Origin of the sequence: Peribacillus deserti (genome assembly GCF_002863585.1) — a bacterium.
In the GTDB taxonomy this organism is placed as follows: domain Bacteria; phylum Bacillota; class Bacilli; order Bacillales; family DSM-1321; genus Paraperibacillus; species Paraperibacillus deserti_A.
In genome coordinates this window covers 43,172-58,910 of the sequence record NZ_PGUY01000007.1, presented here as the reverse complement: position 1 = coordinate 58,910, position 15,739 = coordinate 43,172, and the positions used below count along the sequence as shown (strand labels likewise).

At 42.4% G+C, this 15,739-nt stretch carries 10 protein-coding genes; 4 read left to right on the top strand and 6 right to left on the bottom strand.

Annotated features, from left to right (window positions below):
• Nucleotides 1–353: 353 nt before the first annotated feature.
• The 3 genes from treP to treR all read left to right on the top strand — a co-directional run bounded on the left by treP (nucleotide 354) and on the right by treR (nucleotide 4,327).
• Nucleotides 354–1,769, top strand: coding sequence for a PTS system trehalose-specific EIIBC component (gene treP, locus CUU66_RS02565; protein ID WP_101640118.1), 1,416 nt, complete (start codon nucleotides 354–356; stop codon nucleotides 1,767–1,769).
• A gap of 154 nt (nucleotides 1,770–1,923) precedes the next feature.
• The gene (gene treC / locus CUU66_RS02560; RefSeq protein WP_101640117.1) at nucleotides 1,924–3,591 is read left to right on the top strand and encodes an alpha,alpha-phosphotrehalase; all 1,668 of its coding nucleotides are present in this window, start codon (nucleotides 1,924–1,926) and stop codon (nucleotides 3,589–3,591) included.
• A gap of 25 nt (nucleotides 3,592–3,616) precedes the next feature.
• Nucleotides 3,617–4,327 (top strand): trehalose operon repressor, encoded by a 711-nt coding sequence (gene treR / locus CUU66_RS02555; RefSeq protein WP_180955129.1) that lies wholly within the window; start codon nucleotides 3,617–3,619, stop codon nucleotides 4,325–4,327.
• A 539-nt stretch (nucleotides 4,328–4,866) separates the two neighbouring features.
• On the opposite strand, the gene essA is transcribed toward treR, so the two are convergent.
• The 6 genes from essA to CUU66_RS02520 all read right to left on the bottom strand — a co-directional run bounded on the left by essA (nucleotide 4,867) and on the right by CUU66_RS02520 (nucleotide 14,718).
• Nucleotides 4,867–5,352: a type VII secretion protein EssA gene (essA, locus tag CUU66_RS02545; RefSeq protein ID WP_101640114.1), complete on the bottom strand. Its 486-nt coding sequence runs from the start codon at nucleotides 5,350–5,352 to the stop codon at nucleotides 4,867–4,869.
• A complete protein-coding gene (esaA, locus tag CUU66_RS02540; protein WP_101640113.1) occupies nucleotides 5,342–8,161 on the bottom strand; it encodes a type VII secretion protein EsaA in 2,820 nt (939 codons plus the stop codon). Before esaA ends, essA begins: the two co-directional genes overlap by 11 nt.
• A gap of 4 nt (nucleotides 8,162–8,165) precedes the next feature.
• Nucleotides 8,166–12,665 carry a type VII secretion protein EssC gene (essC, locus tag CUU66_RS02535; RefSeq protein WP_101640112.1) on the bottom strand — a complete coding sequence of 1,500 codons (4,500 nt, stop codon included), beginning with the start codon at nucleotides 12,663–12,665 and terminating at the stop codon, nucleotides 8,166–8,168.
• A gap of 37 nt (nucleotides 12,666–12,702) precedes the next feature.
• Nucleotides 12,703–14,037, bottom strand: coding sequence for a type VII secretion protein EssB (gene essB, locus CUU66_RS02530; RefSeq protein ID WP_101640111.1), 1,335 nt, complete (start codon nucleotides 14,035–14,037; stop codon nucleotides 12,703–12,705).
• A 53-nt stretch (nucleotides 14,038–14,090) separates the two neighbouring features.
• Nucleotides 14,091–14,330, bottom strand: coding sequence for an EsaB/YukD family protein (locus tag CUU66_RS02525; RefSeq protein WP_101640121.1), 240 nt, complete (start codon nucleotides 14,328–14,330; stop codon nucleotides 14,091–14,093).
• Between the two features lie 94 nt (nucleotides 14,331–14,424).
• Nucleotides 14,425–14,718 carry a WXG100 family type VII secretion target gene (locus CUU66_RS02520; protein WP_101640110.1) on the bottom strand — a complete coding sequence of 98 codons (294 nt, stop codon included), beginning with the start codon at nucleotides 14,716–14,718 and terminating at the stop codon, nucleotides 14,425–14,427.
• Nucleotides 14,719–15,089: 371 nt separating this feature from the next.
• On the opposite strand from CUU66_RS02520, the gene CUU66_RS02515 reads away from it, so the two are divergent.
• Nucleotides 15,090–15,599 (top strand): ECF transporter S component, encoded by a 510-nt coding sequence (locus CUU66_RS02515; RefSeq protein ID WP_101640109.1) that lies wholly within the window; start codon nucleotides 15,090–15,092, stop codon nucleotides 15,597–15,599.
• Nucleotides 15,600–15,739 lie beyond the last annotated feature (140 nt).

Here is a 15,739-nt window from a genome sequence, read left to right as displayed (position 1 = left end):
TTTCTTGAAAAGCACCGTCCTCCGCTTTTCGATCAGGTGAGACCCCACAGGCGAAGCCGAGGAGGCTCGGGCGCCCGCCCCGCGGAAAGCGAGTATCCTCACGTTCCAATCAACCCCTTGTTCAATAACAACAAAGTTTGCGAAAACAGTCTTTGATAAACATTACCAAGAAAGCGATTTCTCTAATTTCTTGACTGAGTTGTACATACAAGTTATTATGAAAACAGTTACATCTTGTATATACAAGTTCACGCTGGTTAAATGGACCGAACTTGGGAAATTATAAAATAATTAAGAGCAGACAGATCGACCTCTTCCAGGTGTTCTGTCATTGCATTTACGGAGGGAATAAAATGGCAAACCAAAATCGTCAGGATGCCGAGAAGATTGTCGACGCTGTTGGCGGTAAAGATAATATTGCATCTGCAACACATTGTGTGACAAGGCTTCGATTCGCCTTGCATGATGAAAAGAAAGTCAATAAAGAACAATTGGAAAACATGGATGTTGTAAAAGGATCTTTTTCAGCAAATGGCCAGTTTCAAGTAGTAATCGGCCAAGGACTAGTTGATAAGGTCTACGCGGATGTAGCTGATGTAGCCGGAATTGGCACGGCTACAAAGGAAGATACAAAAGCAGCGGCGGAAAAAAACTTAAATCCTATTCAAAGGGCTGTTAAAACGCTGGCTGACATATTCATTCCGATCCTGCCAGCGCTTGTTACGGCAGGTTTGTTGATGGGAATTAACAATATTCTTACTGGGCCTGGGATCTTCTATGATGACAAATCAGTAGTGGATGTTCATAAGCAATGGAAGGATGTAGCCTCGATTATCAATACCATTGCTAATACGGCCTTCACTTTCCTTCCTGGGTTAGTCGGATGGTCTGCTGTTAAACGGTTTGGCGGAAGCCCGCTGCTTGGGATTGTTTTAGGGCTTATGCTTGTCCACCCAGATCTTCTTAATGCATGGGGCTACGCTGAAGCAAAAGAAGCTGGCAATATACCAACCTGGAATTTATTCGGCTGGCATGTTGAAAAGGTCGGCTATCAAGGGCAGATTCTCCCAATATTATTTGCTTCCCTTCTTCTTGCAAAAATAGAAGTATTCCTAAATAAACGAGTTCATGACTCGATCAAGCTTCTTGTGGTCGCTCCAGTAACACTTTTAGTAACAGGATTCTTGGCATTTACAGTAATTGGTCCAATCACATTTGGACTAGGTAATGCGATTACTCATGTTTTCACTACCATTTTTGATACTGTTCCTGCAATTGGCGGATTTATATACGGCGCCTTATACGCACCGCTTGTTATTACAGGAATGCATCACACATTCCTGGCGGTTGATTTCCAGCTGATTGCAAGTATCGGCGGCACGTTCCTATGGCCGATCCTGGCACTATCAAACATCGCTCAAGGATCTTCAGCTTTAGCTATGATGCTGTTAACAAAAGATGATAAAATAAAAGGTCTTTCATTATCTTCCGGTATCTCAGCATTTCTAGGTATAACAGAGCCGGCAATGTTTGGGATTAACCTGCGCTTCCGTTTTCCTTTCTTTGCGGCTATGGCTGGGGCAGCAATTGGCGGTGTCTACATTACAATTAATAAAGTAATGGCTCCTTCCATCGGGGTTGGCGGACTGCCGGCATTCTTCTCCATTGTGCCTCAAAAATGGGGTCCGTTCTTTGTTGGAATGGCAATCGCACTTGTGGTACCATTTGTACTTACACTAATACTTGGAAAACTGCGCAGACAAAAATAGAAAATTAGATAAAACACTGGCAAAACAGGGTCCCTCCCTGCTTTGCCATTTCGTTTTGGGAAATGGGACTGTCCCCCATTTCCCGCCTGATCTATATGAAAAACTATATTGGGAAATAGGGAATGTCCCTATTTCCCGCTGGAGGTGTCCTGATTTGCAGGAATGGTGGAGAAAGTCAACGGTGTATCAAATTTACCCTAAGAGTTTTAAGGATACGACCGGGAATGGCGTTGGTGATTTACAAGGGATTATTGAAAAGCTTGATTATTTGAAGGAGCTTGGTGTTGATGTTTTATGGCTTACGCCTCCATATAAGTCTCCTCAAAAGGATAATGGGTATGATATCAGCGATTATTACAAGATTCACGATGAATACGGGACGATGGAAGACTTTAATGAGCTGCTCTCCGAAGCGCATAACCGCGGCATTAAAATCATTATGGATATCGTAGTGAACCATACATCGACCGAGCATGAATGGTTCCAGCAGGCAAAATCGTCAAAAGACAATCCTTACCGGGATTATTATATCTGGCGTGATCCTGTGGATGGGGGAGAACCAACAAACTGGATATCTAAATTTGGCGGCTCTGCTTGGGAGCAGGATGAAAAAACTGATCAGTACTACTTGCATTTATTCGACGTAACCCAGGCAGATTTGAATTGGGAAAACGAAGAACTTCGCAAAGAAATATATGACATGATGCATTTCTGGTTTGAAAAAGGAGTCGACGGCTTCCGGTTAGACGTTATTAACCTCATCTCTAAGAATCAGGACTTCCCTAATGACGACGGCACAGTTCCTCCGGGAGACGGAAGAAGATTTTATACAGATGGACCGAAAGTTCACGACTACATCCACGAAATGAACCAAAATGTCTTTTCAAAGTATGACAGCATGACAGTGGGTGAAATGTCATCAACAACAATCGACCATTGTATTCGATATACAAACCCGAAGAATCAAGAACTAAGCATGACCTTTAATTTCCACCATCTCAAGGTAGATTACCCTAATGGTGAAAAATGGGCGCTTGCGGACTTCGACTTCCTTGCTCTTAAGAACGTTTTGTCCAGATGGCAGGTAGAAATGAATAAAGGCGGTGGATGGAATGCCCTTTTCTGGTGTAACCATGACCAGCCGCGTATTGTGACACGCTATGGAAATGACCATGAATATCATAATGAATCGGCTAAAATGCTGGCTACAGTGATTCATATGATGCAGGGGACTCCATATGTATACCAGGGTGAAGAAATCGGCATGACCGACCCTAAATTTAACTCCATTGATGAATACCGTGATGTTGAGACTCTAAATTACTTTAATATCCTAAAAGCACAGGGACTCCCTGATGAAACCATTATGGATATTATTAAGAGCCGTTCCCGGGATAATTCCCGGACTCCTGTCCAATGGACTGGCGGACCGCAGTCAGGCTTTACAGAAGGAACTCCCTGGATTGGAGTGGCAGATAATTATTCAACGATAAACGCTGAACAGGCTTTGAAAGATCCCAATTCCATTTTCTATCACTACCAAAAGTTGATTAAGCTCCGTAAAGAGCTGGATATTATAACGTTCGGCGATTATGAACTTCTGCTGGCGGATCATCCACAGGTCTTTGCTTATATGCGCACATATAATAATGAAAGCCTGCTTGTAATCAATAACTTCTTTGATACGGGGGCAGAAATTGACCTCCCTGAATATGAAGGCAGCAGCAGAATCATTATTTCAAACTATGAGGTTTCGCCTAAGCTTACTAAGAGCCTAAAGCTGCGTCCTTTCGAATCGATTGTTTATCATCTTGTGAAATAGTGTTAAAATGACACTGGTGATGCACATGATTAATAAATTTACCAAGGTATATGATGACCTGGCACACAAAATTCAAAATGATGAACTGCGTGCCGGCTCGCTCCTTCCCTCCGAAAACGAGCTGACAGAGCTTTACAAAACGTCACGGGAAACTATTCGAAAAGCTCTTAAAATGCTATCGGAGGATGGGTATATTCATAAAGTACAGGGTAAAGGCTCCATTGTCCTGGACATAAGCAAGTTCAATTTTCCTGTATCAGGCCTTGTAAGCTTTAAAGAATTAGCCCAAAAAATGGGACATCGTGCCAGGACAGAAGTAGTGAAGCTTGAACGGACTATACCTTCACCTGAAATCGTGGAAAACATGAGGCTTTCCAGTGGGCAGGCAGTCTGGAAGCTTTTTCGGGTGAGAGAAATAGACCGTGAGAAAATTATTCTGGATAAAGATTATCTCAATGAAGAAATTGTGCCAGAGTTAACAAAGGAAATCTGCCAGAACTCAATTTATGAATACATTGAGTCAGAGCTTGGTCTCTCTATTTCCTTTGCGAAAAAGGAAATTACGGTGGAAGAGCCGAATGAAGATGATTATGCCTACTTAAACCTTGATGGCTTTTCCAATATCGTAGTAGTTAAAAACTATGTTTACCTGGATGATGCCAGGCTCTTTCAATATACTGAATCGAGACACCGGCCAGATAAATTCCGATTTGTAGATTTTGCCCGGAGAAAATAGAAAAACACCTGAAACATGAAGAAATTCAAGTTTCAGGTGTTTTTTTTGAAGGCTGTTTTCGCAAATTTTGTTGTTATTGAATAAGGGGGTGATTGGAACGTGAGGATGCTCGCGGACCTTAGGGGCGTGCGCTGAGCCTCCTCGGCTTCGCCTGTGGGGGTCTCACCTGTCACGCTGCTCCCGCGCAGAAAGGCGGAAAGCGGTGCCTGCCAATCATTTGATATTTTAAAGCTAAATGTTGATTTAATAAATATGGAATACTTAACAAAATTGGCAGGCAGAGACACCACAAGCATAAGACGAGCTGGCTGTGGGGAGTGCTTTTCTTCCCATAGACGGATTGGCTTATGACTCGAGTGTCTCAGCTTGGAGCCGGATCGAGGAGTCTCGCACCTTACGTTCCAATCAACCTGTTTAACAATAAGGAAAGTTCACATAACTATTAAAAAAACAACAATCTTTTAGAAAAGAGCGTTTTTGAAAAAATTGTATTGGCCCCACAAAGAGTCAGGTGGAGACAGTCATCGTTTTTCCACTTCTTAGTTTTTGGCTGCTTTCGTCATTTTAGGTACAAGAATAAGAAACATATAAAGAATGCACAAAGTAAGAATCAAGCCTAACACCAGAGGCAGGAAGCTGGACTCCCTCTCCTCTCCCCTGTCAGAAGCAATGACATCTGAAGGACTGCTGAAGCTCTCCCTTGAGAAAAGGTTCAGCTCGCTCGCATTGGCACTTACCGTTGTTGTTTTACTTTCAGCATTTATAAATAGTCCTTCTTTAATCTGTTCAAAGAACTCCTGCTCCTGTCTTTTGAAGGTCAACATCTTCTGTTCTTCTGAAAGCTGTTCTTTCTCCTTCAACAGAGAATCTTCATGGAAATACTCCGTCTGAAGATCAATTTCCTTTTCTTTGTACGTATTCGGTTCAACCGGCCGATTATCATCCGCTGCTGCATACCCTGGGATATTGAGTATGCCCAGTACAGCAATCAATGTTACAATCTTAGCTGCCTTCTTAACCTTCATGGGCAAGCTGCCTCTGCTTCCTGAGTACCATTGAATGTCTAATATAGGGAATCGCCGTTAATAAAACGGTGATGAACAATAGGACAGCTGCAGCTGGATAAAATTCAGCCTGGTCACCATATTGAATAGATAAATATACATTTGAAATCGGATGACTGATGTCAAAGTTCGGCAGTACCATGTCCAGTAACGGTGTGATAAAGAATAAAATCAGCCCTGCCCCGAGCAGCCATCCAACGAACGGACCGATATAAAACGCGAATCTGACAAAGCTTGCACAAGCAAGCAACAATAAGATAGTGAAAACCGTCCATTTAATTGCCTGAGTATCCTCTAAGGGATATAAATTCAGGCCGTAGATGCTGATGATCAATCCTACTGCTGTGTTCAGCAGTAAAAACAATGATAAGTGAACCAAAAGCGGCAGATTGGAGTAGTGATATAGGAAAAATCCGATAAGCAATCCGCACAGCAGTATAATGATCAGCATGATGATAGGAGGCATATTGACCGTTTTTTCTGCTGCAACTTCTCCATCCACTTTCACTGGGTTAGCCAGATAATCATACACATATCCATTTTGCTGGTCATCTACAAGAGTATTATTTAAAAGCCCATACACATCTGATTTTACTTTTTTAGTTGAATCCACATTTGCAGCCCAAGTGCTGTTTAATTGGTCTGCTCTTCCCTGTACAGAGCCCACCTTTTTCTGCAGAGTGTCCGTATAGTTCTCGATATGATCCTGCCTTTCTGAAAGGGAAGTAATTAACCCCGATATGCGTTCCAAATCTCCAGATGCACTATCCTGCAGAGTTAAGAACATTTCACCCTGTAGATCTTGAACCACTTCCTGCTCAGGCTCTGCCGGCTTGAAATCCTCCCTTAAGCTTTCAGTGACTCCGCTGGCATTGTACTGGATCGTTTCTAAGTCCGATAATATGGCGGACTGCTCTTCACTAATGTATGTTCCATATTTATCTATAAATTGGTCTACTTTTTCTGCATAGGAGTTATAGTCACCTTCGAGCTTGCTGACATCGTCAATGGAAGAAGTTAAGCCATCCTGGAGCTCATTAAAGTAACTTGTCTCTCCCTTCAAGACTGCAAATGCTTTTCTGACTTCATCTGAATCTTCCTGTTCTTTCATAATGTTGTCGATCAGCTCTTCATCTGATTCAGCTGAACGCTGCAGGAAGGCTTCAAATTCTGATAGATAGGCATAGTATGTGAGAAGGTCATTCATATTTTTATTTTGAATGCCTGTATGAAAGTAAGGTGCCAATGCCTGCTTTCTAGCTTCCGGAAGAACCTGTGATTGCAGAATGGCATTTTCCTTCTCCTGTATCTTCGTAATCGCGGCATCTTCTATACCTGAACCAGGATTTTGCTCAAGGTTTTGCATTTTCGCAGCAATTTCCTTGTAAGCCTGCTGAATTTCCTGGTTTTTAGCCTCCTGTGCTTTTACCTGCTCTTCCGCTTTTTCAACCTCAGCCTTTATCAATCCCAGTGCGTCTGAAATACTTTTTAGACTTTCTTGATTTTCTACATCTGAATCAAGCTTTGCCTTTAGCTGTTCAGCCTGTGTTTTTGCATTAGTTATAATAGCAAGTGCTTTATCATCATCGCCAGGTTCTATTTCTGGCACCGGAACTCCAGGATTGTCTGTCTCAGTAGAAGGAGACTGCAGTTTCTGGCGGGCCGGAATCAGCTTCTGCTGAACATTATCCATCGCAGCCGAACCTGCTTCCTGCTTGTACTCGACAACCAAATCCCGCTGTATGGAGGCAAGCTTTTCAAATTGTTCTTCGATTGTAGATTCTTCAATCGAGGTAGAAAGCTGGTTCAGCTTCTCATTACTTTCCGTTATTTTTGTTTTAAGGCTGGCGACTTTTTCCTTCAGCATAGCATCATCAGTCTGAAACTCTGGATTAGCGGCCATCTGCCTTGCTGCAATCGACTGGACTCCATCGCTCAGCATCGTTTCATACCGGCCTAAGCTGTCCTCAAGAATCTGCTGGTTTTCTGAGGCGGTCAGCAGGAAAAGTTCATTCTGTCTTTCCTGGTATTCTTTATACTGGTTAACCGCCTCAATAAAAGCAGCGACTTCTTCCTTATTGGACTGGAAATCCGACAGGGACTCTGAAGATGCCTTCCCCGCCTCTTTTGTAGCGGCAAATAGATCCTTAATCATGGTTCGCTGCTGGTCAATTTCCTCAGCTAACTTACCCGAATTCGGGTTATAAAAAGAGTAGATGGTATCTTGAAAGGCAATCTCTTTTTCTAGTATTTTGTCAAATTTCTGGCGGATATCGTCAACAGATTGTGAGACGACACCCCAATACATAGTGGAGATATGCTTGTTCATTTTTCCTTTTGTTATTTCCAGCTCTTTCTGGACCTTTTCCTTATTCTTAGCATCCAGGTTGGTCTGAACATTATATTTGACCGACGCCTTCATCGGAGATTCATCATTGAATGTTAAGATATTCTTTGAAAAGTCAGATGGGAAATAAACGACAGCATCGTATTGCTGTGTAACCAGCCCCTTTTCTGCTGCAGAGCGGGATACTACCTCCCATTGATAATCGGAATCCTTTTCTAAGGCCGGCGATATCTCCCGTCCGAAATTAACAGGCTTCTTATCAAACTCCGAACCGACATCATCGTTGACTACAGCAATATGACGGCTTGCCTCGTTTTGCGCTTTTAACGGTTCATGCCCGATATAAGTGAAAAACAAGCTTGGCATAACCATGATCACCAGCATGGCAGCAATCATTTTAAGCCCTTTTAACTTTCCTGACATTTCTTCACCTGCTCTCTTCCTTTACTCTTGGAATCTGTTCTTCTATGACATTAGGAATCTGTATTTTATACTCTCGGCTATTTTCGACATAATATCCGAATCCTGGCTGTATCTCTTCTTCTTTCCTCGAAAAAGGAAGGGTGAATAAGCTCTGGTCGGACTTTTTCATTAATAAAATAGCGTGCCTGATCTGTTTCAGCTCACTTGTTAAAGAATCGAAGCCCTTCGTAAATTCATTTGCATTGCCCGCGGCTATCAAACTAAAACCCAAATGGCTGTAGTGCTTTATATATCCAGTGATTTTATCCTGGATTTTTGCATCCACCGTCTGCTGAAATCTTGAAATACTATCAATCATCATGATTACCGGCTTAAAGACAAGCTCCTGAACCCTGTTTGCCTGGAGGCTGTCAAGATACTCACGGCTTCTGACTTCAAATAATTCATCCATGGCAAGAAGAAAATCTGTTATATCATCCCTTGAATCCAGATATCGGACCTTTTTCTGTGAGGCATAAGATGATAATCCTCTATCAATGGCATCAAAAAGGCCTATTTCCTCAACGTTCTGGACTAACAGGGCATCCAGCATAACTCTTAGGGAGTTTGTCTTGCCCTTCCTTGACTGTCCTACAACAAGATAGTGCCTGTTTACCTTAAGGTTCAAATAAACAGGCTGAACCCGCTCTTCATCTAATCCGATTGGAATCAGACCATCCTGCGTTTGAACAGGATATTCGCCATATAACGTTTTCAGGTTTAAGTGGGTTGGAAGCATTGGAACGGAATTTGGCTTTCTGGATTCCTTATACTTCGTATTAAGCTTGGCTATTTGTTGCCTTAGATTTTCAAGTACCTGAAAGTCATCCTTTCCGCTGGCAGGCATATAGATTTGGGTTAAATAGGTCTGTTCCTCTTTCACCAGGGCCCTGCCAGGAACTGCTTCAATCTCATACGTCGTTCTTCCGAGCAGGGAGTACTTTTCTGAACTGTCCATCAAATAATGAATGATTTTTGTTTTCAAGTTATTCATTAACGGCTGGCGGATCGCATTGATTCGAGTTGCGGATATGATCATAAAAATACCTAATGACTGGCCATCCCTTGCAATCTGTGTAAACTGGTTTTCAATATCCTGCATTTCCTCTTTTACAAGATCGAAGTTATCAACAGCAATGAATTGAGTGGGCAATGGATTTTCAGCTTTGGAATTATACATCTTCAGATTGCTGACTTCAGCTTCTAAAAACAGCTGCTTTCTATGCTCTATTTCTGCTTTGATAATATGAAGGAATTTATCTATTTTCCGCTGCTCATCAAACCGGAAATAGTCTGCAGTATGTGACAGCTGACGCAGCGGCAGCAAGGCGCTGTTTCCGAAATCAAACACATAGTAAATCAGCTCTTCAGGACTGTATTGAGAAGCAAAGTTCATTAGAAGTGTCAATATCGTGGTCGACTTCCCAAATCCGGATGAACCGAATATTCCAATATTGCCGTCTTCCACTAAATGGAATTCGCAGGGAGACTGGCTCTGCTTCTCCGGCTCGTCCTTTAAGCCAATTTTAAAACGGTACCGATCAGATTCTTTATAGGACAGTGCAAGACGGTCTTCTAACGGCGGAAGCCATGGACTTGCAAGCTTTTGAATCCCCAATTTTTTCTGTACTTTAATAATTTCCTTTACAACAGCCTCAATCTCTGTCTGCTTTTGCTTTCTGCCTTGATTGCTCTGGGCGGCTATATTTGAAATCTGAATTAATCCTAAATCTGTTACAAAGGCTACCTCGTCTTCGGCACCATAGGTATCCTCCATATAAGGCGCGCCGCTCCATGCAGACTGAAACAAGTCATATACTTCATTATTGCCGACTTGAAGGTAGCCCCTTCCTGTCAGCGTAATATTGGCTGCATCCCCGTTTTTTATAATTTCCTTACTATCGCCTTCATCCTGCACTTTCAAAGCGATCTTGAAACGGGCATTACTCCAGATCTGGTTATCAATAATCCCGCCAGGCTTCTGGGTTGCAAGGATTAGATGAACCCCAAGGCTCCGTCCAATACGTGCCGCACTTACCAATTCCCTGATGAACTCAGGCTCCTCACTTTTTAATTCAGCAAACTCATCTGAAATCAGGAATAAGTGAGGCAGAGGCTCTTTCGCTTTCCCTTCCTTATATAGATCGGTGTAATCATTTATATGATTCACTTCATATGCGTCAAACAGCCGCTGCCGTTTTTTCAGCTCGCTTTTTATAGAGGCTAAAGCCCGTGTACTGAAGTTCCTGCTTCCCTGAATGTTTGTAATGGTCCCGAGCAGATGGGGCATATTCTTAAACGGCTGTGCCATTCCCCCGCCCTTATAGTCAATTAACAAAAAGCCGACTTCGTGGGGGTGGAAATGGGCAGCCAGTGACAATATGTAAGTCTGAAGCAGTTCACTTTTCCCAGATCCGGTCGTTCCAGCAATCAATCCATGCGGTCCATGAGCTTTTTCATGGAGATTCAGCTCCACAATGTCCTTCTTTCCTTTTAAACCGATGGGCACTGCAAGGGACTGGGATGACTGATTCTTATTCCAATTGGTTTCAATGGGCAGTTCTTCAGCCTCCTTTACACCGAGAAGCTGCAGATAAGACACCATATCCGGGATGGAGTTATTCATTCCTTTCTGATGATCAAGCGATCTCAGCCTTCTTGAGAAGCGCTCATTCCCAACCATTGAATGTGCATCCAATTCAAATAAAGTATGATCCGCTTTATTATGCTGAATGAGGATTTCTCCTTCACGTTCATTGATGTATTTAATGACCGTGTGTATTCCTTCTGTCAGGCTCTCTTTCGAATCTGCCGCAAACAGGGAGGTCAGTCCGATATGTCCAATGCTTCCTTCTAAGTATTCAAGAATGACATGTTCCGCAATCAGGGAAGGATTTGTCACAATAAAGATAAAATGAGGAACATGCCTTACTTTTTCTTTGTCCTCTTCAAGATCTCTGCTGCGAAGGATCTGGTAAAGGGAAGAAAGCAGCTGATCCCGCGTCTGCTCATCATATACCAGGCCTTTGGCATATGAATGGGGCATTTGAAAATGCGGAAGCCATTTCATCCATTCCCAATCCTGATACTCCTCTTCTTTAAAAACAGCCACAAAGCGGATATCGTGATAACTATGCAAGAAAGCAAGCTGCCCGATAATCTGCTGCAGCTCTTTTTTTACAATTGAGTCTTTGCCGACAAACCCAACGGCCCCTGACGATAAGTCTATTGGAAGCGGAACCCCTTCAACCTTCTTATACACATTCACCATTTCCTGGGATTGCTCGAGCAGGTCATCTATTTCCCTATTCGCGACATCCGAGCTTGAAGCCGACACCTGATAGCTTGATGGTACATCCGCCCTTCCTGCGCGGACATGAAGAAAGTCGCTGCTCTCAAATGATCTTTCCCATATGCGGTCACTGATGTTTTCAGTTAAATACTTCATTCGTTCAAAATCTGGAAAATGGTAATTTAGCACTTTAGCCTGTTCTTCTTTTAAAATCTGCAGCTCTTCCCGCTTCTGCTCCAGATATTTCGTATATACTTCCTTGCGCTTTTTCTTTCTTTGCTTGCGGTTCTTCTTATCTTTAAAATATTGAACCGTAGACGTGACCATCGTTGTCCCAAACATCACAATAGAAATGAGAATGAATAACCCTCTTGGCTGAATAAGGGCAATGATCCCCATAATCATAAGCATCAAAAGCGGTGGCAGGATGATGATCCATAATCCCCTTTGGTTATCCTCCCCTTCTTGGGACGGAAAAGATATGGTCACCTTATCATCCGGCAGTTCATAGACCATCCTCGGCGTCCTTCTGTAGCCAGGATAATTCTTCTGCATTTCCGAAGTAGGCCGCTGCATCCTTGGCAGGCTTGCTTTGAATGGCTCCGCTGTCTTAATAGCCAGCAGATCCTGCTCTAACATCGACACTGTCATGAATGGCCAAAACAGAAGATCTCCCAGCTTAAGTTCGGCTGCTTCTGTAATCTTGATTCCATTTAGGTAAATATCATCATCTCCAGCGGGAATCACATGCCAATTTCCTCTTCTCTTTACTAAGGCTGGCTTTCCATCGCCTTTTTGAAAGGGCCATACACCCTCTTTATGTATGTCTGCTGCTCCATCTGTTGAAAAGACGACCTGCTGCCTGTCACCCATGTAATACATTACCTCATTAATCGGCTTTAGCTCTGAATAAAAACTAACGGCCAGCCCTTCAATAAAAATGGTTATGGGGGTATGAGGCTTGATGGTTCCGAGCTGTTCATCTTTACAGAATAGAGTAAACACGCCTTCCTCCATCTCTGGTTTAAGTTCAATCGGACCGCCGCCTGAGCTTAAGCTTTGAATACAGATAGAGCTTTTTCCAGTGCTCCCAATGGAAATAGATCCCTGTGCATCATCCTTAAATACAAACTGCTGATACGATTCTTCATAAAAAATCCATAATAGACCCACTAAAATTCATCTCCTACACCGCTGCTTTTAGCGTCCATTATTCCGCATCCTTAGGTACAGCTTTGGTTTTTTCTTTCGTTTGGGGTGCCTTCGGTGTTTCTTTTGCCGGAGGCTTCGGTTCAGCTTTCTTTACAACGGCAGGCTGTGTTTCTACAGCTTCCTGCTGCGTTGCTGCCTGGGATTCCTCCTCCATCTTGCTCTCTTCTTCAAGCTTTTTCTGTTCCTCAATATCCTGTTTATACTCTTTAACTTCCTGCTCGATTGCATCTAATTCCTTTTGCTTTTCTTCACCGGAAAGTTTGTCATTTGCTTTCACATCTTCTTTATACTTTAAAAGTCCGTAGATGATTGAGTCTCTGAATTCGAGGGATCTTGCTATATCAACAGCTTCTTCGTTCATTCCTCGTCCGATGTATATCCAATAGAGAAAGTACTGCGGATCTGTCTGGAGTGTGATTAAATTGTTCACAGCATCACGCTGGGCGTCATCCAGGTTTTCGTTTGTTACATAAGAGGAGGCCAACTCATATTGCACAACATAAGGCATGTCCTCTGGATTGTACTTATCCAGTTCTTCAATGACTTCGCTATATTTTCCTTCCAAGAAAAGTTCTCCGCTTTTCACATAGGCTTCTTGTTTAGGCTGCACAACTAGAATGGTATAAAATAAATAAATAATAGCAGGGATTAATAGAATCGCAGCACCAATCAGCGAATAGCGGTTTATGTTCCACTTTCTTTGTGGTATATGTGCATAGGTACTTTCCTGTTTCTCAAGTCCGTTGATGCTGCTTTCCAATAGTGATAAAAGCTCTTCATAACTTTCCTGAGCCATTATATCTTTAGAAAGATTTGATAGCTTAAGAGTCTGATGGTAATGAAGATACTCATTGAATGTATATTGTCCATCTGCAGCGGCAGCAACAGCCGCTTTAACTTCTTTTAGAATACGCTCTGGTTCCTTTTCGTACGGGGGGATGCTTTCCTTCACACCATAATGGAGGAAATACGGTGTTAAGCTCGGGTCTGCCACGATATTCTCCGGGCTTACAATGAGATTCAGCCTCGGCCATTCATGGCTACTTACCTTTTTGACAAGCTGATGGGCAAAGATAAGCCTGGCTTGTTTGTTTTTCTTCCTTAAATCAGTGAATGTTAGAAACTCAGGAGGAGCCTTGACCTTGACGATGACTTCGTCTTCAGTCACCTCTATTTCTTTCTTAAGAGGAACTGCTGACTCCTCTAGAAAGCTGATCTCCAAATGATCATGAAGTTTAACCTTAGACCGCTGAAAAACAAAGACATGACCGCCGTCGTGTGTGATTGCTGCTTCTGTCTGTTCTTCCAAATAGGACGTTTTTTTGCCTTCCATTTCAATGAACTCCTTAATCCGTTTGTTGGTAAATATGCCAGGAATAAGAACCGCTATAGGATTTCAATCCTGTCTCCATTCGTTATCCCGTTCTCCTGCAGAGAGCCGTATCCTTGTACAACAACGTCCTTATTTTGCACCCTGATCCAATATCCTTCCCTTGGCTGATCGGCTACCTTTTTGACCTGCCACACAATATCGATCACTTTTTTAATGGACAGGAAATTCGATAGCTGCAGATCGAAAACATCGCCCGTATAATTCTTTAAATCAACTGTAACTTGTATGTAAATACCCCTCACCTCTATCACATCAATAAGAAAGGAGCGCCATAATCTAAAAAAGCAGATTTACGGGCTCCTTTCTACATAACTTAGATTATGGTTATTATCCGCGGATCTGGCTTGCAATCTGCTGATCTGTATCCTCAAGCACAGTAGCAGAGCTGTTAAGCTGCTGGGAAACCTCTGCAAGAAGTGTTACCATTTTTTCAAATGAAGGCCGTAACTGCTGATACTGCTCAGCAAATGCCTGGCTGGATGCACCTTCCCAGATATCCTGTAAGTGGCTGCTCATGTTATCAAGTCTTGATACTAATTCCTGAACATTACTGCTCTCTGTTTGATACTGTCTAGCCACTCCACGCAATTCTTCCGGGGTTAATCTGATATTACCTGACATACTCATCACTCCTCATAATTTTAATACCTTCATTTTAATTTAACGGGTCCTATCAAACCATTAATAATATAAAAAATTGGTAAAAAGAGTAAATTAGCCCTACGTCAATCCACCCGCATCTTGTTTACTATGTCTTTATACCCAGCTCCAAAATTTATAAAACATAATTTTCCATATTAGTTATATTTTATTTAGAGAATGCATGTCTATGATCTTGACTATTAAGGGGTTGAGCGGCGGCCATAAGAGATATTGAACTTTCGCTCCTTCTGTTATGTTTCTACTGGATCCTGACATTCGGAATGATTTTCATATTTATAAAGTACCAGATTAGGAGTATGATAATAATAAAAAAAGAAAGAGGTTAACTAATGAACTCAACAAGAACAAGAGCCTTAGTCATCAATGCACTTTTTATCGCACTTACCGTTGTTGCGACTATGTTCATCAACATAAGGCTTCCACTAATGGGTAACGGAGGGCTGATCCATTTAGGTAACGTTCCTCTTTTTATAGCAGCCATGGTTTACGGCAAAAAAACCGGGGCCATAGCAGGCGCCTTCGGAATGGGCTTATTTGACGTTATTTCCGGCTGGACACTGTGGGCACCTTTTACCTTCATTATTGCAGGTTCAATGGGCTTTACAGCCGGTCTTATATCTGAGAAGCTGCGTGGCAACAGAGTGTTCGTATACACATTGGCAGTTGCCGCTGCACTCATTATAAAAATCGTAGGATACTATTTTACCGAAGTGATCCTATATGGAAACTGGATTCAGCCATTCGGATCCATCCCCGGAAATGTCATGCAGGTCGTATTGGCAGGAATTATTGTTGTTCCGCTTGCTGGTCGATTCAAGAAAAGAATTGCGCAAGTTTAGGAATCCTGCTAACGGCTTTTTTGTAAAAAGCATTTAAAAAATAACTGCTCTTAGGTTACTTTTTTAATATTGAATTTTAATCTTATAGGGATTTCAAATGAGTAAAGAAGACATTATTAGTAAAGGCATGAATCTGTGCC

Bases quoted from the DNA above. Each gene is read 5' to 3' on its own strand.
- essB (WP_101640111.1), bottom strand. From the start codon at position 14,037: ATGGAAGGCAAAAAAACGTCCTATTTGGAAGAACAGACAGAAGCAGCA.
- CUU66_RS02520 (WP_101640110.1), bottom strand. From the start codon at position 14,718: ATGTCAGGTAATATCAGATTAACCCCGGAAGAATTGCGTGGAGTGGCT.
- CUU66_RS02515 (WP_101640109.1), top strand. From the start codon at position 15,090: ATGAACTCAACAAGAACAAGAGCCTTAGTCATCAATGCACTTTTTATC.
- treR (WP_180955129.1), top strand. From the start codon at position 3,617: ATGATTAATAAATTTACCAAGGTATATGATGACCTGGCACACAAAATT.
- essA (WP_101640114.1), bottom strand. From the start codon at position 5,352: ATGAAGGTTAAGAAGGCAGCTAAGATTGTAACATTGATTGCTGTACTG.
- treP (WP_101640118.1), top strand. From the start codon at position 354: ATGGCAAACCAAAATCGTCAGGATGCCGAGAAGATTGTCGACGCTGTT.
- esaA (WP_101640113.1), bottom strand. From the start codon at position 8,161: ATGTCAGGAAAGTTAAAAGGGCTTAAAATGATTGCTGCCATGCTGGTG.